Origin of the sequence: Kitasatospora sp. NPDC056446 (genome assembly GCF_042796115.1) — a bacterium.
Taxonomy (GTDB): domain Bacteria; phylum Actinomycetota; class Actinomycetes; order Streptomycetales; family Streptomycetaceae; genus Kitasatospora.
Genome location: NZ_JBHTRF010000046.1, coordinates 42,964 through 66,689, shown reverse-complemented (window position 1 = coordinate 66,689; position 23,726 = coordinate 42,964). Strand labels below are relative to the sequence as shown.

The 23,726-nt window shown below is 71.7% G+C and carries 17 protein-coding genes; 8 read left to right on the top strand and 9 right to left on the bottom strand.

Going from position 1 to position 23,726, the window contains the following annotated elements:
* From ACFQ6N_RS26030 to ACFQ6N_RS26020, 3 genes are all read right to left on the bottom strand, one after another.
* The coding region (locus ACFQ6N_RS26030) for a tyrosine-type recombinase/integrase (RefSeq protein WP_380653609.1) at positions 1–1,158 on the bottom strand (1,158 nt) is incomplete at its 3' end.
* Complete coding sequence (locus ACFQ6N_RS26025) at positions 1,158–1,361, bottom strand: helix-turn-helix domain-containing protein (protein WP_380653606.1); 204 nt, start codon at positions 1,359–1,361, stop codon at positions 1,158–1,160. The genes ACFQ6N_RS26025 and ACFQ6N_RS26030, both read right to left, overlap by 1 nt.
* The gene (locus ACFQ6N_RS26020) at positions 1,358–2,473 is read right to left on the bottom strand and encodes a replication initiator (protein ID WP_380653604.1); all 1,116 of its coding nucleotides are present in this window, start codon (positions 2,471–2,473) and stop codon (positions 1,358–1,360) included. The genes ACFQ6N_RS26025 and ACFQ6N_RS26020 overlap by 4 nt, the downstream gene beginning before the upstream one ends.
* Positions 2,474–2,551: 78 nt before the next feature.
* On the opposite strand from ACFQ6N_RS26020, the gene ACFQ6N_RS26015 reads away from it, so the two are divergent.
* The 3 genes from ACFQ6N_RS26015 to ACFQ6N_RS26005 all read left to right on the top strand — a co-directional run bounded on the left by ACFQ6N_RS26015 (position 2,552) and on the right by ACFQ6N_RS26005 (position 4,747).
* Positions 2,552–2,803: a hypothetical protein gene (locus ACFQ6N_RS26015; protein ID WP_380653601.1), complete on the top strand. Its 252-nt coding sequence runs from the start codon at positions 2,552–2,554 to the stop codon at positions 2,801–2,803.
* 590 nt (positions 2,804–3,393) lie between these two features.
* Positions 3,394–3,738 carry a hypothetical protein gene (locus ACFQ6N_RS26010; RefSeq protein WP_380653599.1) on the top strand — a complete coding sequence of 115 codons (345 nt, stop codon included), beginning with the start codon at positions 3,394–3,396 and terminating at the stop codon, positions 3,736–3,738.
* Positions 3,739–4,528: 790 nt separating this feature from the next.
* Positions 4,529–4,747: a hypothetical protein gene (locus ACFQ6N_RS26005; RefSeq protein ID WP_380653596.1), complete on the top strand. Its 219-nt coding sequence runs from the start codon at positions 4,529–4,531 to the stop codon at positions 4,745–4,747.
* A 134-nt stretch (positions 4,748–4,881) separates the two neighbouring features.
* On the opposite strand, the gene ACFQ6N_RS26000 is transcribed toward ACFQ6N_RS26005, so the two are convergent.
* The gene (locus ACFQ6N_RS26000; RefSeq protein WP_380653594.1) at positions 4,882–5,055 is read right to left on the bottom strand and encodes a hypothetical protein; all 174 of its coding nucleotides are present in this window, start codon (positions 5,053–5,055) and stop codon (positions 4,882–4,884) included.
* A 629-nt stretch (positions 5,056–5,684) separates the two neighbouring features.
* On the opposite strand from ACFQ6N_RS26000, the gene malQ reads away from it, so the two are divergent.
* The gene (gene malQ, locus ACFQ6N_RS25995) at positions 5,685–7,841 is read left to right on the top strand and encodes a 4-alpha-glucanotransferase (protein ID WP_380653611.1); all 2,157 of its coding nucleotides are present in this window, start codon (positions 5,685–5,687) and stop codon (positions 7,839–7,841) included.
* 77 nt (positions 7,842–7,918) lie between these two features.
* Positions 7,919–8,146: a hypothetical protein gene (locus tag ACFQ6N_RS25990; RefSeq protein WP_380653591.1), complete on the top strand. Its 228-nt coding sequence runs from the start codon at positions 7,919–7,921 to the stop codon at positions 8,144–8,146.
* A gap of 119 nt (positions 8,147–8,265) precedes the next feature.
* On the opposite strand, the gene pepN is transcribed toward ACFQ6N_RS25990, so the two are convergent.
* Positions 8,266–10,845 (bottom strand): aminopeptidase N, encoded by a 2,580-nt coding sequence (pepN, locus tag ACFQ6N_RS25985; RefSeq protein WP_380653588.1) that lies wholly within the window; start codon positions 10,843–10,845, stop codon positions 8,266–8,268.
* 185 nt (positions 10,846–11,030) lie between these two features.
* Complete coding sequence (locus ACFQ6N_RS25980) at positions 11,031–12,701, bottom strand: PQQ-binding-like beta-propeller repeat protein (protein ID WP_380653585.1); 1,671 nt, start codon at positions 12,699–12,701, stop codon at positions 11,031–11,033.
* A gap of 458 nt (positions 12,702–13,159) precedes the next feature.
* Between ACFQ6N_RS25980 and ACFQ6N_RS25975 the strand changes: the two genes are divergently transcribed.
* From ACFQ6N_RS25975 to ACFQ6N_RS25965, 3 genes are all read left to right on the top strand, one after another.
* On the top strand, positions 13,160–14,338 hold the full coding sequence (locus ACFQ6N_RS25975) for an ROK family protein (protein WP_380653583.1): 1,179 nt from the start codon (positions 13,160–13,162) through the stop codon (positions 14,336–14,338).
* 278 nt (positions 14,339–14,616) lie between these two features.
* Positions 14,617–16,524, top strand: coding sequence for a 1-deoxy-D-xylulose-5-phosphate synthase (gene dxs / locus ACFQ6N_RS25970; protein WP_380653580.1), 1,908 nt, complete (start codon positions 14,617–14,619; stop codon positions 16,522–16,524).
* Positions 16,525–16,704: 180 nt separating this feature from the next.
* Complete coding sequence (locus ACFQ6N_RS25965) at positions 16,705–18,231, top strand: ArnT family glycosyltransferase (protein WP_380653577.1); 1,527 nt, start codon at positions 16,705–16,707, stop codon at positions 18,229–18,231.
* Between the two features lie 187 nt (positions 18,232–18,418).
* Here ACFQ6N_RS25965 and ACFQ6N_RS25960 read toward each other — a convergent pair whose 3' ends face one another.
* From ACFQ6N_RS25960 to ACFQ6N_RS25950, 3 genes are all read right to left on the bottom strand, one after another.
* On the bottom strand, positions 18,419–20,548 hold the full coding sequence (locus ACFQ6N_RS25960; RefSeq protein WP_380653574.1) for a 3-hydroxyacyl-CoA dehydrogenase NAD-binding domain-containing protein: 2,130 nt from the start codon (positions 20,546–20,548) through the stop codon (positions 18,419–18,421).
* A gap of 2 nt (positions 20,549–20,550) precedes the next feature.
* The gene (locus ACFQ6N_RS25955; protein WP_380653572.1) at positions 20,551–21,795 is read right to left on the bottom strand and encodes a thiolase family protein; all 1,245 of its coding nucleotides are present in this window, start codon (positions 21,793–21,795) and stop codon (positions 20,551–20,553) included.
* Positions 21,796–22,099: 304 nt separating this feature from the next.
* Entirely contained in the window at positions 22,100–23,341 is a 1,242-nt protein-coding gene (locus ACFQ6N_RS25950; protein WP_380653569.1) for an HRDC domain-containing protein, read from the bottom strand.
* Between the last annotated feature and the right edge of the window lie 385 nt (positions 23,342–23,726).

The following is a 23,726-nucleotide window of genomic DNA, read 5'->3' as shown; positions in this document are numbered from 1 at the left end:
CCCGTTGCCGAGAGATCGGCACGGCGGGTTCGGAGAGCGGTCCGGGGAAACGGACCGGGAGTAATCCCGGTACCGCGCCCCGGGCCGACTCACCAAACGGATCTGACGGAGGCGGGCGCGGCGGAGCAGGGTTTTGAAGTAGCGAGTGAGGGTGGCCGGCTCGATGGGGTGACCGTCGAGCCGGGCGAAGACGTAGCCGCCGTCCACCCAGCTCGCGCCAGCCTTCTCCTTCTCCTGGGCCTGCTGCGTGCGGTGGGCGCGGAGTGAGAGGAGACAGGAGGCGGGGAGGGCGATGCGGCGTTCTGAGCTGACTGTCTTGGTGGGGAGGGTGGTCAGGCCGCCGCTGCGTGTGCGCTGGAGAGTACGGCGAATGCTGGCGGTGCCGTTGACGTGGTCGAGGTCCTCCCAGCGCAGGCCGAGGAGTTCGCCCTTGCGCAGTCCGGTGCGGAGGGCGAGTTCGAACAGGGCGTGGAGGCGGTGGCCTTGGGTGGCGGTGAGGAAGGTGCGGGCCTCGTCGGTGGTGAGGGGTTCGAAGCGGCGGGGGCGGGGTGTCCCGGTGCGGACATTGCGGGCGACGTTGCGCGGGATCTCTTCCTCCCGGACGGCGTGCTCCAGGGCGGACTTGAGCACGGAGTGGATGTAGGCGAGGGTCAGCGGGGAGAGCCGCTTGCCGCAGCACGTGCCGGTCGCGCAGCAGCGGGGCTGGGTGCGGGCGGCGTCGAGGCCGCGGGCGCAGCACTGGCAGGTGGTGCGGAGCTGGTTGAGCCAGGTGCGCACGTCCTTGGCAGTGAGCTTGGCGAGCTTCTTCTTGCCGAGGCCCGGGATGAGGTAGCGGTTCGTGCAGGCGGTGTAGCGGGTGTGGGTGTTCTCGCGGAGCTGGTGGACGGCCACGTTCTCCAGCCAGTACGTCAGGTATGCCCCGAGGCTGCCCTGGGCGGAGACCACGGGGACGCCGCGGTTGCTGGTGGCGATCTTCTCGGTGAGTTTGGCGAGGGCTTCCTTGCGGGTGGTGCCGTAGACGCGGATGCGCTTGCGGGTGTTGCCGGGGGCGAGGACGTAGCCGGCGGCTTCCCAGCGGCCGTCTTTTCGCTGGTAGATGGTGCCGTCGCCGTTGGCGCGGACGCGGCGGGAGGCGGGGGTGTCGCGGGGTGTGGTCATCAGGCGGCGTCCTGTTCGAGTCGGGTGCGGATGAAGTCGTTGAGGGCGTAGGCGGGGATGCGGCGGGCGCGGCCGAGGGTGATGGAGGCGAGCTGCCGGGTGCGGAGCAGGTCGTAGACGGCGGAGCGGCCGAGTTGGAGGCGGGCCATGACCTGGGGGACCGTCAGCAGGTCCCCGCCGGGCCCGGGGAGCACGGCTTTCATGAGGGACCGCTTTCTGCGGTGAACTGCCGTTCCAGTTCTTTGCGGTGCCGGACGGCGGCGGCGAGGAGTTCCGCACCGGGGCTGTAGCCCGAGCCGTGGTAGGCCCAGTGGCCGATGACGAGGGTCGTGCTCGGATCGAGGTCGGGCAGGCCGGCGTGTGCGCGGGCCTGTTCCGTGCGCCAGGCGCGGCGGTCATCGCGCAGCGCGCCGAGGGTGACCGAGTAGCAGCGGGACTTGGTGGAGAAGTGGCCCCGGAAGCCGAGCATGTGCGCCCACTTCCAGAGCTTGAGGTCGGCGAACTCCGGGCGCTTGCCCAGTTCCCAGCAGGTGCGGATCATCTGCCGCACGTGGCGTTCGACAGCGAGGCGGGGTAGGGGTCGGGCCTGTCCGGTGCCGCCGCAGGCGGTGCACGTGAGCGGGGTTCCGTGTGCGGCCAGGGTCATGCCGCGTCCCTGACAGGGGCGGCAGAACAAGGCGCGGTCGAGAGCGCCCGATGAGTCGGCGGACTTTGTGGCGTACTTGGCCACGTAGGCAGCGACCGCATGATCGGTCAGTTCGGCGTCGGTACCGAAGGCGGCGATCTCGCGGCGCAGGTAGATGGTGAAGCGTGCCCACAAGGCTCCGGCGTGGGCGTTGAACAGCACCGCGCCCGGGTAGTCGTAGGTCTTCGGGTCCAGCGGGGTGCCGAGCAGCGCGTCCGCGGGTTCGTGGAGCTTGCCGCAGCGGCAGGGTCGGAGGGCACCGCCCGCGTCGGTGGGGCGGTTGTGGATGGGGCCGAAGGAGGGTGCGGTGAGCGTGGTGAACACGCGGGGGTGGGTGCGGACGGTGTCCGGTACGTTCTTGCCGCCGGTCAGGCCCGCCCGGATCAACTGGAACGTGTCGGCGGCGTAAACGCGGGAGCAGGCCGGGCAGCGCGAGACGCGGCGGTTGCCGCAGGCCGTCAGCAGGCTGCCAGTGGGCTCATCGGCGGCGGTGTAGGAGCGCAGTACCTCACCGGTTGCCGTGTCGATGGTGGTGCTTTGGCCGAGCAGGCGCACGGGTTCTGTGCAGCCGCCGAGGCGGTCGATCTGCTGGTGCGCGCTCAGGGTCGCCGAGTCGCGCGGAGAGCGCATCCCGGCGCCGTGGGAGGAGGTGGCCGAGGAGGGTGAACCCGCGAACGCCGGCCCCCTGGGCGGACGGGGGGAAGGCTGATGGGTAAGGTCACCCGCTGCCGCTTCCGTGAGTACTACGTGACCACCGTGACCGACCCGATGGCGCTGCCGACCTTCGAGGCGCTCTGCGTTACCGGCGAAGAACGGGACTGTGCTGCCGCGTCTGGAGGGATGCACGCCCCCGAGGAGTTGACGCGCTGGATCGCCGGACACTGCGCGCAGACCGGCCACCAGTCGTACGAGCAGACCACGCGCACCGTCGTCCGCGCCGAGCCCGGAGCATGGCAGTAGGATCACGCGCGCCGCCATCGGCGAGGGCGATTGGTCTACACCCCTGACGGCAGTAGAGACGGCAACAGCCACGGACTTCAGCGCACAGCCACGGACTCCGACGGACCGTCAAACCACCGTTGACCTGCGAAAAAGCAGGCAGATAGGGGTCGCGTAGCACACGTACTATGTGCTGGCGGGAGCCTCGCCGGTTCTTGTGCACAACTGCGAGGGAAAAGCGACCGTACGTTGGGATACGGACGAGGAGCATGCCACTATCCGCGTTGAAGGAAATGGCGAGTTGCTTGAGACTGAGCAAGTGATCCCGGGCTGGGATGGAACTGGAAACCCGCATGGTCTTCCGACTGCCGGGGATCGCGCTCTACCCTTGGGATCCAATGTTGTTGAACGCACGTTTCATGTTCCTGATGTGGGGGCAGCCTTGCAGGCTCAACGTGATTCCATCGGAGCCCCACTGCGTGGATACGATGCAATCCACAGCAGCTGCGTCACGTATTGCGTCTTTGTCCTGAGGGCCGGTGGAGTAGATATACCAGCGGGTGCGCGCGGGGTGCTTGCTCTTCGAAAGACTTTGGGGTAGGGGGTGTATAGTGGGCTGGAATGATGAGCATCATGATGCGGTGTTGGTCGATATTCTCCTGAGCCAGAAAGTAGGTGTCATGCACATTCGGCACCTCGGCGATCTAATCTCTTCCAGGGCGCAACTGAGCATGGGGATGCAAGGTCAGGTAGGACTGACCTTCGGTCGGCGTGCGGAAATCGTTGAGGAGATTCTGGAGTTGGAAGACGCGTACCGCTCCGCATGGTCCGCTGTGGCTGCCGAATCAAATATTGACCGACTTGTTCCGAAGTTGGAGAAATTGGAGCACTCCATGGAGAGTGCCGTTAGGGGGTTTCGGGAAGTTGCTCGCCGAAACGGCATCAATATCGAATGATGTCCGCCCGAATGATTTGGGATAATTGATCGCCAAATCCGGAAGGGCCTTGCTCGGTGCGGTCTCCGGTCGTGATGGTGGCAATAGCCGGCAAAAGGGCGGGCGCCCTGTCGTGCGAAGATGCTTCATCTCTTCGCCGCTGATGGCCGTGTCTGTCAGGCTGCCGGAGACCGGGAATCTTCGGCAGCTTGACGCGTGGGGCTCCGCCAGCGGTCGACTTGCTCCCGCTGGCGCGGGTCGCGCGCGCTCCCGTCCGCAGAGCCGCCGCCCGTTCCTGTCTCGGCACCGCTCGGCGACGACCCCGCCGGACCGGGCGAGCAACATCAGCAGCGGCAGGCAGTCCGTCGGCTTCACCTCCAGCCCTCCCTCTGGGGGGTCACGGGCTGAGCACGTTGCGGCACCGTCATAGTGAACGGGCGGAGGTCGCCGGATGGCCCCCTCACCGCCTGGCTCCCGGGGGCGTACCAGGAGCCCCCCGGGGGATGCCAAGGCCGAGTGCAAGAGTCAACTTCATCGCGCTTCGTGCCGTGCTCACCCGGCTGTGGGCTTTTGGATCAGAGCGGCCAGGTTGTCGGCGAGGTGCCGAACCTGCGTGCCTACGCTCGAACCGGTTCGATACACGTGGGTGCTGGACTTCGCCGACAGCTACCAGCACGTCGCCGCCCGACTGCCCGGCCTGTTGTGGGATGCCGCGAGGGCTGTCGCCCACTGCGACGGCACAGGCGAGCACCGGCAAGCTCTGCTCGCCTGTGCCGAGGCATTGTGTCTGGCTGGCACGTACCTCACGTAGGTGCGGCAGTACGACATCGCCTACGTGGCCCTGCGAGGCGCCATCACGGACGCGCGGGAGGGTGGGGACCCGCTCGCGACCGGGTCCGGCGGCGGCTGTATGTACTGGCTGCTGGTACGGCGGGGCCAACTGGAGGAGGCGGAACGCATGGCTGCCCAGAGCATGGACGCAGTGGAGCTGAAGATCGCCGGCGCCGAGCCGGACCGCTACGCGGTGTGAGGCGGTCTGACCATGGAGGCGTAGCCGTGGCTGCACGCAACAATCACCCCGACGAGGCCAGGGAGTACCGAAGGGCGGCGCTGGTGGCGGCAGCCGCCGCCGGAGCAGCGCACCGCAATGCCTCCCGGCACTGGTCAGGCTTCGGATTGGTGACTGCCGCCATCAAGGCGCTCGAAGGCTCCAAGGTCATCGGCGACGCTCGCGCGGTGGTGCGTAAGGCAGGCGAAGAGGTGGAAGCTGTCGCCGAAGGTAAGGAAGCGACTGGGCGGGCCCAGTGCGAACGACGGGAACCGCGTCACCTTGGGCATGGCGCGCGGTCATACCTGAGCCGGCGGCCTGCCGGCTGTCAGGAACGAGCTCGCCCGTGCTTGTGAGCCTGCGAGTGGCTGGGGCACCAGAGTTCGGTTGCCGAGACCGTGCAGGAGATCCTGAGCGAGCGCAAGCGCGCCCTGACCAGCTATATGCGCGAGATGGCCGACTATCTGGACATCGTCGGATAGCTGCTTCGTGGCGTGGCAGTTTGCAGGCCTTGCATTCCGATCTTTCCTACTGGGCGAATAGATTGACGGATAGGCAGATCGTAGGGTCGCTGTGCCTTCGAGGGGGGTTGCGTCGCCGGTGAAGACCGGAACTGCGCTGCCGTTGTCCGGCGAGCTGCAGGCCCCCAAGTCGACCCGGTGGTCTGCCGGACACTGTGCGCAGACCGGTCATCAGGTGTACGGACAGGCCACGCGTACCCCCACGCTGGGCCCGGAGCTTGGCACGTTCATCACTGTCAGGCGGAGTGGGTCCCGGCTGATCCACCCGGCGCCGTCGTGTCGCGCAGCGTCATCGGGCCGTCACCCGGGTAGGACTTGGGGAGTCCTGACCGGGCGTTGCCGAGACATCGCAGGAGCCGCGAGTGGCCGCTTACCACGACAGTGACGGAGCCGGGCAGGTGCCGGCGCAGGACGCTCCGCCGCCGCCCGCCGAACTGGTGGCGCTGGCGCAGGCGTTCGGGGTGGATGCCCGGTATCCGGGGCCGGGCGGGCAGGCCGTGGGGGCGCGGACGCTGGTGGCGGTGTTGGGGGCGTTGGGGGTGGCGGCGGGGACGCCGGGGGAGGTGCGGGAGGCGCTGGAGCGTCACCGGGCCGAGCAGCAGGGCCGGTTGCTGCCGCCGTGCGTGGTGGTGCGGCAGGGGCGGCGTACGGCGCTGGACGTGCCGGCGGCGGCCCGGCTGCGGGTGGAGCTGGAGGACGGCGGCAGTTGGGAGCTGCCGTGCGGCCACTCGCACTGGCTGCCCGCCGACCTGCCGCTCGGGCGGCATGTGCTCAGGGCGGAGTCCGGCGGGCGGACGGCCGCGGCGGCGCTGATCGTCGCCCCGCAGCGGCTGCCCCGACTCCCGGGCCGCAGCTGGGGGTTCCTCGCCCAGCTGTACTCGGTGCTGTCCGACCGCTCGTGGGGCATGGGCGACCTCGGGGACCTCGCCGAGATGGCGCGGTGGGCGGGGGCCGGCCTGGGGGCGGGCTTCGTGCAGATCAACCCGCTGCACCAGGCCCTGCCCGGGACCCCTTCCGACCCGTCCCCGTACCGCCCCTCCTCCCGCCGTTTCGCCGACCCGGTGCACCTGCGGGTCGAGGCGGTCCCCGAGTTCGCGTACCTGGACGGGGCGCGGCGGGAGCAGGCGGAGGAGCTGGTCCGGCGGGCCGCCCGGCTGCGCGCGGAGGTCCTCGGCCACGACGGGCTGATCGACCGCGACGCCGTGTGGGCGCTGAAGCGCGAGGCGCTGGAGCTGCTGCATGAGGTGCCGCGCGGGCCCGGGTGCGAGGCGGTGTACGAGGCGTTCCGGCGGCGGGAGGGCGAGTGGCTGCGCCGGCACGCCCTGTGGAGCGCCCTGGCCGAGGTGCACGGCGCGGACTGGCACCACTGGCCGAAGGGCCTGCGTCACCCGGACGGCCCACAGGTCGGGCAGGCGGAGAAGGAGCTCGCGGAACGGGTCGAGTTCCACCGCTGGCTGGCCTGGCAGGTCGACCGGCAGCTCGCCGGCGCCCAGCGGGCGGCCCGCGAGGCGGGCATGCCGGTCGGCCTGGTCCACGACCTGGCGGTCGGCGTCCACCCGGACGGCGCCGACGCCTGGGCCTTGCAGGACGTGCTGGCCGGCGGGATCTCGGTCGGCGCCCCGCCGGACGCCTTCAACGCGCACGGCCAGGACTGGGGCCTGCCGCCGTGGCGCCCGGACGCGCTCGCCGAGGCCGGCTACGCCCCGTTCGCGGAGCTGCTGCGGGCGACGGCCCGGCACGCGGGGGCGGTCCGGATCGACCATGTGATGGGCCTGTTCCGGCTCTGGTGGGTCCCGCAGGGCCACGCCCCGACGGAGGGCGCGTACGTCCGCTACGACGCGGAGGCGATGCTCGGCGTGCTGGCCCTGGAGGCGCACCGGGCCGGGACGGCGGTGATCGGCGAGGACCTGGGCACGGTCGAGCCGGGCGTACGGGAGGAGCTGGCGGCGCGCGGGGTGCTCGGCACGTCGGTCCTCTGGTTCGAGCGGGACTGGCAGGCGGGCGGGGGCATCCTGGCCCCGGACCGCTGGCGGCCGGGCTGTCTGGCGACCCTCACCACCCACGACCTGCCGAGCACGGCCGCGCGGCTCTCCGGCGAGCACGTCGAGCTGCGCCACCGGCTCGGCCTGCTGGCCCGGCCGCTGGCGGAGGAGCAGGCGGAGGCGGCCGGGGAGCTGGCGGACTGGCGGGCCGAGCTGGCCGCGCTGGGGCTGCTCAGGCCGGGGGAGCCGCTGTCGGTGCCCGCGCTGTACCGCTTCCTGCGGGCGACCCCGGCGGAGTTGGTCGGCGTCTGGCTGCCGGACCTGGTGGGGGACCCGCGCCCGCAGAACCTGCCGGGCACCTGGGATCAGTACCCGAACTGGCGCCTGCCGGTCGCCGACGGCACGGGCGCCCCGGTGACCCTCGACCGCCTGGCGGCCACGCCCGAGGCCCGGCTCCTGGCCCGCCTGCTCGCCGTCCCGCCCGGCCCCCGCGACCGCTCCCCGGGTGCCGGCGACCGGTCCCCGGGTGCCGGCACCCCGCCGCCGGCCGCGCACACCCCGCCCGCCGGGTGAAGCCCGCCGTGGCCCCCCGACCCCACCAGGCGGACCCCGACGCGCGCCGTCCCATAAGTGCCGGGTAAGTTGGAATCGTGGACAAGAGGAACGCTTTGCGAGCCGGCGCGGTCTCCGCAACGGTCACGCTGATGATGCTGCTGTCGTCGCCCGCCATGGCCTTCACCAGGGATGACGGTGACGACCCGGGTTCCGGCCTGAGTGTCGGCCAGACCCTCGGCCTGTACGTGTTTCTCCCGATCGTCGCCTTCGTGGTCATCGCGGCGCTGGCCGGTCTGCCGTACGGCAAGGGCAAGAAGAAGTAACCACCGCGCGCGAAGGTCCACCAGGACCCGCACGACCCGCACGACGCCGAAGGGGCGCCGGACGATCCGTCCGGCGCCCCTTCGGCGGTTCCGGCCTCAGCAGGGAGGCGCGGAGCGGGTCAGCGGCTTCCGGCCGCCCGGTCCGCCGCCTGGGCCTTGAGCGCGCGCTCGACCCCGGCCCGCGCCTCGACGACCTGGCGGCGCAGCGCGGGCGCCGGCTCGGCCGAGGCCAGCCACGCGTCGGTCGCGTCCAGGGTCGCGGCCGTCACCTCCAGCGCCGGGTACAGCCCGACGATGATCTGCTGCGAGATCTCGTGGCTGCGGGTCTCCCAGACGCCCTTGACCGCCGCGAAGTACTTCGCCGCGTAGGGGGCGAGCAGTTCGCGCTGGTCGGACTGCTGGAAGCCGGCGATCACCGCTTCCTGGACGTAGTTGGTCAGCTTGTCGGAGTCGACGACCGACGCCCAGGCCTGCGCCTTGGCCTCGGCGGTCGGCCGGGCGGCGCGGCAGGTGGCCGCGTGCTCCTGGCCGGCCGCGGTGTTGTCCCGCTCCAGCTCGGCGGCGATCGCGGCCTCGTCGGCCCGCCCGGTGGCGGCGAGCCGCACCAGCAGGGTCCAGCGCAGCTCGGTGTCCACGGCGAGGCCCTTGACCTCGGCCGAGCCGTCCAGCAGCCCGGCGAGCAGGCCGAGCTGACCGTCCGTGCGGGCGACCGAGGCGAGGGCGCGGGCCCAGGCCAGCTGGTGGTCGCTGCCGGGCTCGGCGGCGCGCAGGTGCTCCTCGGCGGCGGCGGCCCAGCGGGCGAGGCCCTGCTCGCGCCAGTCCGGGTCGGCGTACGCGTCGAGGGCGAGCTTGACCTGGCGCTGCACGGACTGCACGACGCCGATGTCGGACTCGCGGCCGATGCCGGACAGCGCGAGCGACAGGTAGTCGCGGGCGGCGAGTTCGCCGTCGCGGGTCATGTCCCAGGCGGAGGCCCAGCACAGGGCGCGGGGCAGCGACTCGGTGAAGCCGCCGAGGTGCTCGGTGACGACGGCCAGCGAGTCCTCGTCGAGCCGGATCTTGGCGTACGAGAGGTCGTCGTCGTTCAGCAGCACGACGGCCGGGCGGTGACGGCCGACCAGCTCCGGCACCTCGGTGCGCGGGCCGTCGACGTCCAGCTCGATCCGGTCGGTGCGGACGAGGGTGTCGCCGTTGAGCTCGTACAGGCCGATCGCGATGCGGTGCGGGCGCAGCACGGCCTCGCCCTTGGCGCCGGCGGGGAGCGCGGGGGCCTCCTGCAGCACGGCGAAGGACTCGATCTCGCCGTCCGTGTTGAGGACGAGCGAGGGCCGCAGCACGTTGATGCCGGCGGTCTCCAGCCAGGACTTGGACCAGGCCTTGAGGTCGCGGCCGCTGGCCTCCTCCAGGGCGCCGAGCAGGTCGCTCAGCCGGGTGTTGCCCCAGGCGTGGCGCTTGAAGTAGGCCTGCACGCCCTGGAAGAAGGCGTCCTGGCCGACGTAGGCCACCAGCTGCTTGAGCACCGAGGCGCCCTTGGCGTAGGTGATGCCGTCGAAGTTGACCTGGACGTCCTCCAGGTCGTTGATGTCGGCCATGATCGGGTGGGTGGACGGCAGCTGGTCCTGCCGGTAGGCCCAGGTCTTCATCTGGTTGGCGAAGGTGGTCCAGGAGTTGGGCCACTTCGAGCCGGGTGCCTCGGCCTGGCAGACGGCCTCGGCGAAGGTGGCGAAGGACTCGTTCAGCCAGAGGTCGTTCCACCACTCCATGGTGACGAGGTCGCCGAACCACATGTGGGCGAGCTCGTGCAGGATCGTCGCGGCACGGGCCTCGTACGCGGCGTCGGTGACCTTGGAGCGGAACACGTACTGGTCGCGCAGGGTGACCGCGCCCGCGTTCTCCATCGCGCCGGCGTTGAACTCCGGGACGAAGAGCTGGTCGTACTTCGGGAACGGGTAGGGGTAGTCGAACTTCTCCTGGAAGTAGTCGAAGCCCTGCTTGGTGACCTCGAAGACGGCCTCCGGGTCCAGGAACTCGCGCAGCGAGGGCCGGCAGTAGACGCCCAGCGGCACCTTCTGGTCGCCGTTCTCGTAGGTGTCGAAGACACCGACGTACGGGCCGGCGATGAGCGCGGTGATGTAGCCGGAGATCCGGCCGGTGGGCTCGAACGTCCACACCCGGGTGTCACCGTCGCCGGCCGGCTCCGGGGTCGGCGAGTTGGAGACCACGACCCAGCCGGCGGGGGCGGTCACGGTGAACGCGAACGCGGCCTTCAGGTCGGGCTGTTCGAAGTTGGCGAAGACCCGGCGGGCGTCCGGCACCTCGAACTGGGTGTACAGGTAGGTCTCGCCGTCGACCGGGTCGACGAACCGGTGCAGGCCCTCGCCGGTGTTGGTGTACGCGCAGGTGGCGACGATCCGCAGCTCGTTCTCGGCGGCCAGGTCCGGCAGCGGGATGCGGCTGTCGGTGAAGCTCGCCGGGTCGAGGGACGCGCCGTTGAGGGTGATCTCCTCGACGCTCGGGGCGACCAGGTCGATGAAGGTGTCCGAGCCGGGCGTGGCGGCGGTGAACCGGACCACGGTGGTCGACCGGAAGGTGCCGCCCTCACGGGCCGAGCCCAGGTCGAGCTCGATGTCGTACGCGTCCACGCGGATCAGATCGGCCCGGGTCCGGGCCTCCTCGCGGGTCAGGTTTGTGCCGGGCACTCGCTGCACTCCTTTGTCGGGCTGATGGTCCGAATCCTCGCACGTCCGACGAACGGGACCGCCGGAAAATTCGCGGGCGGGGCGGGCCCGGGCCGTTCGCCCGTGTCCGCCCCGCCCGTGTCAGCCGTGAGCCGGGGTCATGCCCCCGGTGTCACGTCCGGTGCCGCTTCCGGATCACCGCTCCGTCACTTCTTCCACTTGGTCAGCGGACCGTCGGTGGCGGTGTAGCGACGGAAGGCGTACACCGCGGTGCCGTCGTCGGAGACGAGGTACTCGGAGGTGCTGGTGCCGATGTCCAGGCCGTTCGGCATCGCGATGGTGCCGATGTCGGTCATCGAGCCGTCGGTCGGCGAGAGCGTGACCAGCCGGGCGGGCTTGTCGTAGCCCTGCTCGACGATGGCCCGGATCTTGCCGTCCTTGTCGGTGCCGGAGACCAGGCGCATGTCGTTGCTGGACGAGGTCGCGGTGGCCGACCAGAGGCGCTTGCCGGCGTTCAGGTCGTAGGCGTTGATGCCCGGCTTGGTGCCGCTGACCTGGACGTACAGCGTGGAGCCGCTGACCACGTTGCGGGTGAAGGCCTCGTCCTGGCCGGACAGCCGCAGGCTGTCCGAACCGGGCTCCTTGACGGACATCTGGGTGCCCGGGTTGTTGTCCTTGTCGAACGGCAGGACGTAGTCGCCCTGCGGGCCGCTGGACATCAGCAGGACGAGCGGCTTGTCCTGGACGACCTCGCCGACCTCCTCGATGCTGCCGGTCAGGGTGATCGGCGTGCTCGCCGCCTTGCCCGTGTCGGCGTTCACGATGACCAGCTGGGACTTGGGGCCGCTGCCGCCGTAGCAGCGGTCGCTGACCGCGATCTGGGCGCCGGCGGTGCGGCCGTGCACGCTGCAGCCCTTGTCGCGCGGCTGGAACTGCCAGGCGGGCTGGCCGTTGGCGACGTTCAGGGCGCCGACCATGTTGCCGCCGACGGCCACGACGTTCTCGGTGACGCTCAGCGTCGGCGAGGACACCCGGTCGGCCGAGACCTTGACGGTCCAGAGCAGCTTGCCCTGGCTGAGGTCGACGGCGCCGACGGTGGAGCAGTCGCTGTCACCGGTGTTGAAGGAGACGGCGGCGATGCTCTTGGAGTTGGCCCCGTACGAGGCGGTGCACAGCTCCTTGCTGCCGGCCGGGACGGGAATGGTCCAGGCCTCCTTGCCGTCCGTCAGGTTGTAGCCCTTGATGCCGCTGCTGTCGACGCGGACGGCCAGCTTGTCGGTGCCCCAGACGCCGAGCATCTGGTTCGAGCTGTCCGTGTTGGTGCCCTTGGGGGCGTTCCAGGCGACGTTGAAGGTGGCGCCGCCCTTGGGCGCGGGGCCGGGGGCGGGGCTGTTGTTGTTCGGCCCGACGCTGTTGCTGTCGCTCGCCACGGGGCCCGGACCGGGCGTGGGGGAGGGGTCGTCCTTCAGCAGGACGACCAGGGAGACGGCGATGGCGACGGCCAGCACGCCGCCGATGATCCCGCCCCACAGCATCACCGGGTTGCGCTGCTTGGGCGCGACGGGCGGACCGGGGTAGCCGTACGCGGGCTGTTGCTGCGGCGGCGGGTAGGCGTAGCCGCCGGTGCCGTAGCCCTGGGCGGGGTCCGGGGCGCCGTAGCCGGCACCGGCCACCGGGTCGTACGGGCCGACCGGTGCGCCGGGCGGCGGCGGGGCCTGGGTGGGGAAGCCGGCCGCGGTCGGCGCGTACGCCGCGTACTCGGCGCCGCCGACGGGCGGCTGCGCGGGCGGCTGTACGGGCGGTGCCGGCGGCTGTGCGGGCGGCGGCCCGGCGGGGGCGGCGGGCCCCGGGACGGCCGAGCCGTCGAGCTGCGTCATCTGGTCCGCGACGGCGGCCGGATCCACACCGCCGCCCGGAGGCCGTCCGAACGAGACGCCCCGGTTGTCCTGCGGACCGGTGCCGGGCGCTTCGCCCGCCCCGGGCGTAGGGTGATCCCCTGCCATCTGATTCCCCGTCATGTCTGGAAGCGTCCGCTGCCGGTACCGTTCACGGTTCCGGTGGGACGGGTGAGAAGTGGGCACCATGCTAGTGGTGTGCGGTTTTCGGCCGCCGCCGGGACGGCCGAACCCCGTCCCCGCAGGTCCCGGTGGTGCAACACCTTCACCCCGCGGTCACCCCGCCCGCACCCCCGAAACCCCGGCGTGACCGCGGGCCGCCGTCGGGCGGGCGCCCGGCCCCGCCGCCGGACCACCTCCCGCCCGCGCCCCCGGGCCTTACCCTTCAGGAGTTGAAGGGGACACCCGGCGGAGGGGTCCCCGCCCTGGGAGGGTGGATCATGTCGACGGACACACCGGGCTCACAGTCGTCCCTGCACCGGGCGAATCTGGAGCGGGTGCTGCGCGCGGTGCGGATGGCCGGCTCGCTCACCCAGGCCGAGATCGCCCGCGGCACCGGCCTCTCCGCGGCCACCGTGTCCAACATCGTGCGGGAACTGAAGGAGAGCGGCACCGTCGTGGTCGCCGACACCTCCTCCGGCGGCCGTCGCGCCCGCAGCGTCTCGCTCAGCGGCGACGCCGGCATCGTGGTCGGCATCGACTTCGGCCACACCCACCTGCGGGTCGCGGTCGGCAACCTGGCCCACCGGGTGCTGGCCGAGGAGAGCGCCCCGATCGACGTGGACGTCTCCGCCCAGCAGGGCTTCGACCGCGCCGAGGCGATGGTCGAGCGACTGCTGGCGCAGGCCGGCTTCCGCCCGGACAAGGTGATCGGCGTCGGCCTCGGCGTGCCCGGCCCGATCGACGTGGAGACCGGCGCGCTCGGCTCCACCGCGATCCTGCCCGGCTGGACGGGCATCGCCCCCGGCCGGGAGCTGGGCGAGCGGCTCGGCATGCCGGTGCACGTGGACAACGACGCCAACCTCGGCGCGCTGGGCGAGCTGGTCTGGGGCGCCGGCCGCGGCCTGAGCGACCTGGCGTACATCAAGGTCGCCAGCGGCGTCGGGGCCGGCCTGGTGGTCAACGGCCAGATCTACCGCGGCCCGGGCGGTACGGCGGGTGAGATCGGGCACATCACCCTGGACGAGGCCGGGCCGGTCTGCCGCTGCGGCAACCGCGGCTGCCTGGAGACCTTCGTCGGCTCCCGCTACCTGCTCGCCCTGCTCGGCCCCACCCTCGGCCCGGACCTCACGCTGCCCCGGGTGGTCGAACTGGCCCACCAGGGCGACCTCGGCTGCCGCCGGGTGATCGCCGACGCGGGCCGGCAGATCGGCACGGGCGTCGCCACCCTGTGCAACCTGCTCAACCCGCGCCGGGTGATCCTCGGCGGCGACCTCGCCGAGGCCGGTGAGCTGGTGCTCGCCCCGATCCGCGACTCGGTGGCCCGCTACGCCATCCCCAGCGCCGCCCGTCAACTGTCGGTCGTCCCGGGCACCCTCGGGGGCCGGGCCGAGGTGCTGGGCGCGCTGGCGCTGGTGATGAGCGAGATGGGCGAGTCCGGCGCCCTCGGCCGGCTCTGAGCAGGCCTGCCCGGCCCCGGCGCCGCCCGCACCCCGTCCGGGGAGATAAAGGCGGCCGAACACCTGTGCGTCAACCTGGCGTGACCCGCACCCCCCGGCCGACCTCCGGGAATGGCGGTAACCGAACGGTGGCACCGGGCGCGCCGCTCGGTGTCCGGCAAGCGGACATTAGACTCGACCGGTCGGTACCGGCCGTGACCGCCGGCCTGCCGTCGGACCGGGCAGCGACGCCCGCTCGGACCGCCCGCGGTCCGCGAACACTGAACGAGGAGGAACGGGTGGCCCTGCTGACCCGCATTCGGGGACCGCGCGATCTCGACCGGCTCACGCCCGGACAGCTGGCCGCACTGGCCCAGGAGATCCGGACCTTCCTGGTGACCGAGGTCTCCAAGACGGGCGGCCACCTCGGCCCCAACCTCGGCGTGGTGGAGCTCACCATCGCGCTGCACCGGGTGTTCGACTCGCCGCGCGACCGCATCCTCTTCGACACCGGCCACCAGAGCTACGTCCACAAGCTGCTCACCGGCCGCCAGGACTTCTCGGGGCTGCGGACCAAGGGCGGCCTGTCCGGCTACCCGTCCCGCGCCGAGTCCGAGCACGACGTGATCGAGAACTCGCACGCCTCCACGGTGCTCTCGTACGCCGACGGCCTGGCCAAGGCCAACCAGCTCCAGGGCAAGCACGACCCGGTGGTCGCCGTCATCGGCGACGGCGCGCTCACCGGCGGCATGGCCTGGGAGGCGCTCAACAACATCGCCGACGCCAAGGACCGCCCGCTCGTCATCGTCGTCAACGACAACGAGCGCTCGTACTCGCCCACCATCGGCGGCCTGGCCAACCACCTCGCCACCCTGCGCACCACCCAGGGCTACGAGCGCTTCCTGTCCTGGGGCAAGGACGCGCTGCAGCGCACCCCGGTGGTCGGCCAGCAGCTGTTCGAGACGCTGCACGGCGCCAAGAAGGGCCTCAAGGACTTCATCGCCCCGCAGGGCATGTTCGAGGACCTCGGCCTGAAGTACATCGGCCCGATCGACGGCCACGACCTGACCGCCCTGGAGTCCGCGCTGACCAAGGCGCGCGGCTTCGGCGGCCCGGTGATCGTGCACTGCCTCACCGAGAAGGGCCGCGGCTACCACGCCGCAGAGAACAACGACGAGGACCGCTTCCACGCGGTCGGCAAGATCCACCCGGAGACCGGCCTGCCGCTGCAGAGCGGCGGCGGGCGGAGCTGGACCTCCGTCTTCGCGGAGGAGATGGTCGCCCTCGGCCACGAGCGCGAGGACATCGTCGGCATCACCGCCGCCATGCTGCACCCGGTCGGCCTGGCCCCGTTCGCCGAGGCCTTCCCGGACCGCATCTTCGACGTCGGCATCGCCGAGCAGCACGCCGTCACCAGCGCCGCCGGCATGGCCACCAACGGCCTGCACCCGGTCTTCGCGGTGTACGCGACCTTCCTCAACCGGGCCTTCGACCAGGTCCTGATGGACGTGGCCCTGCACAAGCTGGGCGTCACCTTCGTCCTGGACCGGGCCGGCGTCACCGGTGACGACGGCGCCTCGCACAACGGCATGTGGGACATGTCGATGCTGCAGATCGTCCCGACCCTGCGGCTGGCCGCCCCGCGCGACGCCGACCAGGTGCGCGCCCAGCTGCGCGAGGCCGTCGAGGTCAGGGACGCCCCGACCGTGGTCCGCTACTCCAAGGGCACGGTCGGCCCGGCCGTCCCCGCGGTCGGCCGGGTCGGCGGCATGGACGTGCTGCGCGCCGCCGGGGAGTCCTCCGGCGCCCACCGGGCCGACGTGCTGATCGTCTCGGTCGGCGCGATGGCCCCCACCAGCCTGGAGGTCGCCGACCTGCTGGCCGCCCAGGGCATCACCGCCACCGTGGTGGACCCGCGCTGGGTCAAGCCGGTGGACCAGGCCCTGCCGGGCCTGGCCGCCGAGCACCGGGTGGTCGTCACCATCGAGGACAACGGCCGGGTCGGCGGTGTCGGCGCCGCCGTGGCGCAGTCGCTGCGCGACGCGGACGTGGACCTGCCGCTGCGCGACTTCGGGATTCCGCAGGAATTCCTGGACCACGCGAGCCGGAGCGAGATCCTGGAGGAGATCGGTCTGACCGCCCCGGCGATCGCCCGCAAGGTGACGGCGCTGGTCGCCAGCCTGGACGCGGCGCCGGTCAAGGCCTGACCCGGGGTCCACGGCACCCGGCGGTCGTCGGGCCGCCGGGTCGTCGGACGGCGTTGGGCCGTTCCGCTGACGACTGTTCGTCGTAACTCTGTAACAGTTCGTCACGAAACAAGCTGACTATCGTACTGAATGGCGGGACCGGCGCCATCCGCGCCGATCCCGCCCGGTAGGTTGTCAACCGTGCCGACCCCCACCCGCCTCCGCCTCGCCGGACTGGCCGAGCGCCTGCCCGAGCGTGTCCGTACCCATGTCCGTCAGGGGTACTGGACCAGGCTGGTGCCGGTGCTCGCGCTGGTCGCGCTGATCACCCACATCCCCTCCTTCGCCCGGCCCGTCTGGAGCCCGGACGAGGGCTTCCTGGCCACCCAGGCCCGGATGCTGGCGGACGGCGGGGTGCTCTACGACACCGTGGTGGACCGCAAGCCCCCGCTGCTGCCCTGGCTCTACCAGGCCTGCTTCGCGGTCTTCGGCTCCGCCTCGCTCTGGCCGCTGCGCACCCTGGCCGTGGCGGCCCACCTGGTCACCGCGATCCTGCTGGCCTCGATCGCCCGCGGCCGCTGGGGCAACCGGGCCGGCGCCGGCGCCGGACTGCTCTACCTGCTGGTCTCCATCGGGCTCTCCCCGGAGGACACCCAGGCGGCGACCTTCGAGGTCTTCATGCTGCCCGCCATGGTCGCCGCCTTCCGGTACGCCGAGCGGCGCCGCTGGCTGGCCGCGGGCATCGCGGTGGCGCTCTGCTCGCTGACCAAGCAGACCGGCGGCGCGGTGCTGCTGCCGGTGCTCTGGATGCTGTTCCAGGACGCCCGGCGGCGCGGGGTGCGCTGGCCGCCCGCACTGTTCAAGATCGCCTTCGGCTTCACCCTGCCGATAGCGCTGGTCGCGGTGATCCTCACCAAACCCAAGGGCTTCCTCTTCTGGGTGGTCACCGGCAGCGGCGACTACGCCACCTTCGGCGGCGCCTGGCTGCAGATGCTCGGCCGCGCGCTCGGCAACTCGGCCATCCTGGCCGCCGCGGGCCTGGGCTTCCTGCTCCCGGTCGGGCGCCGGCTCTGGCTCAAGTACCGCCACCGCCCGCTGCCGGTGGCCGGCGAGGAGCACGGCTCGACCGCCGACCTCTGGGTGTGGCTGGTCTCCTCGGTCGTCGCGGTCAGCGTGGGCTTCCACTTCTTCGGCCACTACTACCTCCAGCTGATCCCGCCGCTGGTGCTGCTGGGCACCGGGGCGGTCGCCACCTCGGCGATCCGCTGGAAGCCGGTCCTGCTGTACACCACGGTCGCCGCGACGGTCTTCTGGGGCCTGGCGCTGGCCTGGCCGGGGGAGCGGCTCAGCCGCACCACCGAGGTGGCCACCGCCGTCGCCGCCCAGACCACCCCCAAGGACACCGTGCTGGTCTGGGGCATGCACCCCGAGCTGTACTGGCTGGCCGACCGCAAGCCCGCCACCCGCTACCTGACCGCCGGCTTCCTCACCAACTACAGCGGCGGCAAGGACGGCAGCGCCAACGTGGGCGAGCAGTTCAGCGTCTCCAACGCCTGGCAGACCTTCGACAAGGAGCTCGCCAACGGCCTGCCCGAGGTCGTGGTCGACGACTCCGGCATCGCCCCGTACCAGCCGGTCATGGTCCCCCGGATCGAGAACCTGCTGGACACCCACTACGAGATGGTCGGCGTGTTCGCCGACACCGTGGTCTACCGCCTCAAGCACTGAGACCGGGACGTCCGTCCACGGGCCCCGGCCCGGACACCTCCGTCCACGGGGCCCGGCCCGGACACCTCCATTCACGGGCCCCAGCCCGGAGGCATCCGTCCACGGGGGCCCGCGGTCGAGACCCCCGTACACAGCGAGGAGCCCCGGTGACCGAGAGGTCACCGGGGCTCCGTCGTACCGCTACGCCTTACGCGGGCACCGAGGCCACGCCCGGGGCCAGGAACGGCTTGCCGTTCACCCGCTCCGAGACGCCCTCACGGTCCAGGTACGGGGTGATCCCGCCGAGGTGGAAGGGCCAGCCAGCACCGGTGATCATGCAGAGGTCGATGTCCTGCGCCTCGGCGACGACACCCTCCTCCAGCATCAGGCCGATCTCCTGCGCCACGGCCTCCAGGGAGCGGGCGCGGACCTGCTCCGCGGTGAGCACCGAGTCGCCGAAGGACAGCAGCTCCAGCACCTCGGGGTCGAGGACCTGCTGCCCGTCCGTCCAGGTGTAGAAGCCGCGCTTGCCGGCCTTGACCACCTTGCCGAGGTTCTCGGAGACGGTGAACCGCTCCGGGAAGGCGCCGTGCAGGGTCTCCGAGACGTGCAGCGCGATGGCCGGGCCGACCAGCTCCAGCAGCACGATCGGGGACATCGGCAGGCCGAGCGGCTCGACGGCCTTCTCGACGTCGGCGATCGGGGTGCCCTCGTCGATGATGCTCTGGATCTCGCCCATGAAGCGGGTCAGGATCCGGTTCACCACGAACGCCGGGGCGTCCTTGACCAGCACCGAGGTCTTCTTCAGCTTCTTCGACACGGCGAAGGCGGTGGCCAGCGACGCGTCGTCGGTCCGCTCGCCGCGGACGATCTCCAGCAGCGGCAGGATCGCGACCGGGTTGAAGAAGTGGAAGCCGACGACCCGCTCGGGGTGCTTCAGCTTCGAGGCCATCTCGCTGACCGACAGCGAGGAGGTGTTGGTCGCCAGCACACAGGTCGGCGAGACCACGTTCTCCAGGTCCGCGAAGACGGTCTGCTTGACGCCCATCTCCTCGAACACGGCCTCGATGACGAAGTCCGCGTCACCGAAGGCGGCGGCCTTGTCGAGCGAGCCGGAGACCAGGCCCTTGAGGCGGTTGGCCTTGTCGTTGCCGATGCGGCCCTTGGAGAGCAGCTTGTCGATCTCGGCGTGGACGTAGCCGACGCCCTTGTCGACGCGCTCCTGGTCGATGTCGGTGAGGACCACCGGCACCTCCAGACGGCGGGCGAACAGCAGCGCCAGCTGCGAGGCCATCAGACCGGCGCCGACGACGCCGACCTTGGAGACCGGGCGGGCCAGCGACTTGTCCGGAGCGCCGACCGGGCGCTTGGCCCGGCGCTGCACCAGGTTGAAGGCGTAGATGCCGCTGCGCAGCTCGCCGCTCATGATGAGGTCGGCCAGGGCCGCGTCCTCGGCGTCGAAGCCGGCCTGGAGGTCGGCGTCCTTGACCAGGGCGATGATGTCCAGCGCCTTGTAGGCGGCCGGCGCGGCGCCGTGGACCTTGGCGTCGGCGACCAGGCGGCCCCAGGCGACGGCGTCGTCCCAGGCCTTGCCGCGGTCGATCTCCTCGCGCTCGACGACGACGTCGCCCTTGAGGACCTTGGCGGCCCACAGCAGCGACTGCTCCAGGAAGTCGGCCGGCTCGAAGATCGCGTCGGCGATCCCCAGCTCGAACACGTCCTTGCCCTTGAGCTGCTTGTTCTGGTTCATCGAGTTCTCGATGATGACCTTGATCGCCTTCGAGGGGCCGATCAGGTTCGGCAGGATGCTGCAGCCGCCCCAGCCCGGGACGAGGCCCAGGAAGACCTCCGGCAGCGAGAACGCCGGGACGCCCGCGCTGACCGTGCGGTAGTCGGCGTGCAGGCCGACCTCGACGCCGCCGCCCATCGCCGCGCCGTTGTAGAAGGCGAAGGTGGGGACGGGCAGCGCGGCGATCCGCTTGAAGACCTCGTGGCCGCCCTTGCCGATGGCCAGCGCGTCCGCGTGCTCCTTGAGCAGCTCGACGCCCTTGAGGTCGGCGCCGACCGCGAAGATGAACGGCTTGCCGGTGATCGCGGCACCGACGATGGTGCCCGCGGCGGCCTCGGCCTCGACCTGGTCCAGCGCGGCGGACAGCTTGAGCAGCGAGCCCGGGCCGAAGGTGGTCGGCTTGGTGTGGTCGAAGCCGTTGTCCAGCGTGATCAGGGCCAGCTTGCCGGCCTGCAGCGGCAGGTCGAGGTGGCGCACGTGCGCGGTCGTGACGACCTCGCCCGGGAACAGCTCGGCGCCGTGCCGGAGCAGCTCAGTGGTGTTGCTCATGCTCACTTACCACCCTCGAACTCGGACGACTTTGCCGCTCCGCTCCAATGCGGGTTCTCCCAGACGATGGTGCCGCCCATGCCGAAGCCGATGCACATCGTGGTGAGGCCGTAGCGGACGTCCGGGCGCTGCTCGAAGCGGCGGGCCAGCTGGTTCATCAGGCGAACGCCGGAGGAGGCCAGCGGGTGGCCGAAGGCGATCGCGCCGCCGTACGGGTTGACCCGCTCGTCGTCGTCCGCGATGCCGTAGTGGTCGAGGAAGGCCAGCACCTGGACGGCGAAGGCCTCGTTGACCTCGAACGCGTCGATGTCGTCGATGGTCAGGCCGGCCTTGGCCAGCGCCTTCTCGGTCGCCGGGACCGGGCCGATGCCCATGACCTCGGGCTCGACGCCGGCGAAGGCGTAGGAGACCAGGCGCATCTTGACCGGGAGGCCGAGCTCCTCGGCGACGTCCTCGGCGGCCAGCAGCGAGGCGGTGGCACCGTCGTTCAGACCGGCCGAGTTGCCCGCGGTGATGTTGCCGTGCGGACGGAACGGGGTCTTGAGGCCGGCCAGCGACTCCATCGTGGTGCCCGGGCGCATCGGCTCGTCCACGGTGGCCAGGCCCCAGCCGGTCTCGCCGACCTCGGGGTTGGTGTTGCGGATCGAGATCGGCACCAGGTCGGGCTGGATGTCGCCGTTGGCGTACGCCTTGGCGGCCTTCTCCTGGGAGCGCACGGCGTAGGCGTCGCAGCGCTCCTTGGTGATGTGCGGGAACCGGTCGTGCAGGTTCTCCGCGGTCATGCCCATGAACAGGGCGGACTCGTCGACCAGCTTCTCCGAGACGAAGCGCGGGTTCGGGTCGACGCCCTCGCCCATGGGGTGGCGGCCCATGTGCTCGACGCCACCGGCCACGACCACGTCGTAGGCACCGAAGGCGATGCCGCCGGCGGTGGCGGTCACGGCCGTCAGCGCGCCGGCGCACATGCGGTCGATCGAGTAGCCGGGGACGGACTTCGGCAGGCCGGCCAGCAGGGCGGCGGTGCGGCCGATCGTCAGGCCCTGGTCGCCGATCTGCGTGGTGGCCGCGACAGCGACCTCGTCGATGCGCTCGACGGGCAGGTTCGGGTTTCGGCGCACGAGTTCCCGGATGCACTTGACGACGAGGTCGTCGGCGCGCGTCTCGTGGTAGATGCCCTTCGGGCCGGCCTTGCCGAACGGGGTGCGGACGCCGTCGACGAAGACGACGTCCCTCGCGGTACGAGGCACGGGGGCTCTCCTCCCAGGGACCAACAATTCGAGGTGGGCAGGCTGCCGCCGTCGAAAGCCCGAGCGGCGCCGCGTCACGGCCATGCTACCGGTCGGTAACCAGCCTGCCCAGGCCCCTCGGAGGGTTCCGCCCGTGTGTCCCGCGACACGTCCGACCTGGAACGCCGTTCCCGGGGGCAGCGAGGGGGCAGCCGGTGGGCGGTGACCGGTGACGGCGAGGAGCGGTCAGGGGACGACGAAGGGGGTGCCGCCCGTACGGACGGCACCCCCTTCCGGGGAATTGCGGGGACCCGGGGGGAGCCCGTCAGGCCTCGACCACGGCCGCGGCGAACGCGGCGGCCATCGCCGGTGCCACCAGGTCCACCTGCCACTGGCGGGCGCCCAGCCGGCGCAGCGCCTCGGCGACGCCCTCCGGGCCCCGGTCGGCCGGCGGCTCCCAGGAGACCCGCCGGACCAGGTCCGGGGTGATCAGGTTCTCGGCCGGCAGGTGGTGACGCTCGGCCAGCTCGCTGACCGCGCTGCGCGCGCCGGAGAGCCGGGCGGCGGCCACCGGGTCCTTCTCGGCCCAGGCCCGCGGCGGCGGCGGCCCGTCGTGCGGCGCGGCGGCCGGCGGCAACTGGTTCTCCGGGATCTCCCGGCCCCGCTGCACGGCGGCCAGCCACTGCTCCAGCTGACGGCGGTGCACCCGCGGCCCGAAGCCCTGGACGGCCTGCAGCGCGGCGACGTTCAGCGGCATCGCCAACGCGGCGTTGACGATCGCGGCGTCCGAAAGCACCCGTCCGGGGGACACGTCGCGCTCCTGTGCCATCCGGTCACGGGCCAGCCACAACTCGCGCACCACGGCCAGCTGACGGCGCCGGCGGACCTTGTGCAGCTGCGAGGTGCGCCGCCACGGATCCGTGCGCGGGGCCGGGCGCGGCGCGGCGGCGATCGAGGCGAACTCCTCCAGCGCCCAGTCGAGCTTGCCCTGGGCGTCCAGCTCCTGTTCGAGTGCGTCGCGCAGCTCGACCAGCACCTCGACGTCCAGAACGGCGTAGCGCAGCCACGGCTCGGGCAGCGGGCGGGTGGACCAGTCCACCGCCGAGTGCTCCTTGGCCAGGCTGAGGCCGAGCACGTTCTCGGTCATCGGCCCGAGGCCGACCCGGGCGAAGCCGGCGATCCGCCCGGCCAGCTCGGTGTCGAAGAGGCGCCGGGGTCTCATGCCCACCTCGGCCAGGCAGGGCAGGTCCTGGGTTGCCGCGTGCACCACCCATTCGGCGTCGTCGACGGCGGCGCTCAGCGCGCTGAGGTCAGGACAGGCGATCGGGTCGATCAGTGCGGAGCCGGAGCCCTCGCGGCGCAGCTGGATGAGGTACGCGCGCTGCCCGTAGCGGTAGCCGGAGGCGCGCTCGGCATCGACGGCGACCGGCCCGGTTCCCGAGGCGAAGGCGGCGATCGTGGCGGCCAGCGCCCGCTCGTCCGCCACGACGGGCGGGATCCCCTCCTTCGGCTCAAGGAGCGGGACCGGGGCTGCTTCTTCTGGGATGGCTGCTACGGCGTCGGTCACCTACCAAGGGTACGACGGTCCTCGCGACCGGGAGTGTTGTCTGACTGGTCAGACAGTTACCGGGTTGCTCGCGCTGCTACTCGCGCCGCTCGCCTCCGGGGCGCTCTTGGCCCGGTGCCGACGGTCGGCGCTCCTGCGCTCGTGCCTCACTCCGTCGCTTCTCCCTTTCGGCACCGGCGCGCCCCTTCGGCTCGGGGCGGGTGGTCGTGCCGCTCTGCTATTCGCGCCGCTCGCCTGGCGCGGGGTGGGCGTGTCGCGGGGCCTGGACGACGGCGCGGCGGGGGGGGGGGGGGGAGGAGGGACAAGGCCCCGCGGCGGGGGGGCGCCGCCCCGCGCCGAGGGGGGGGAGTGGTTATAAAAAAAAAAAGAACCACCCACAAAAGAA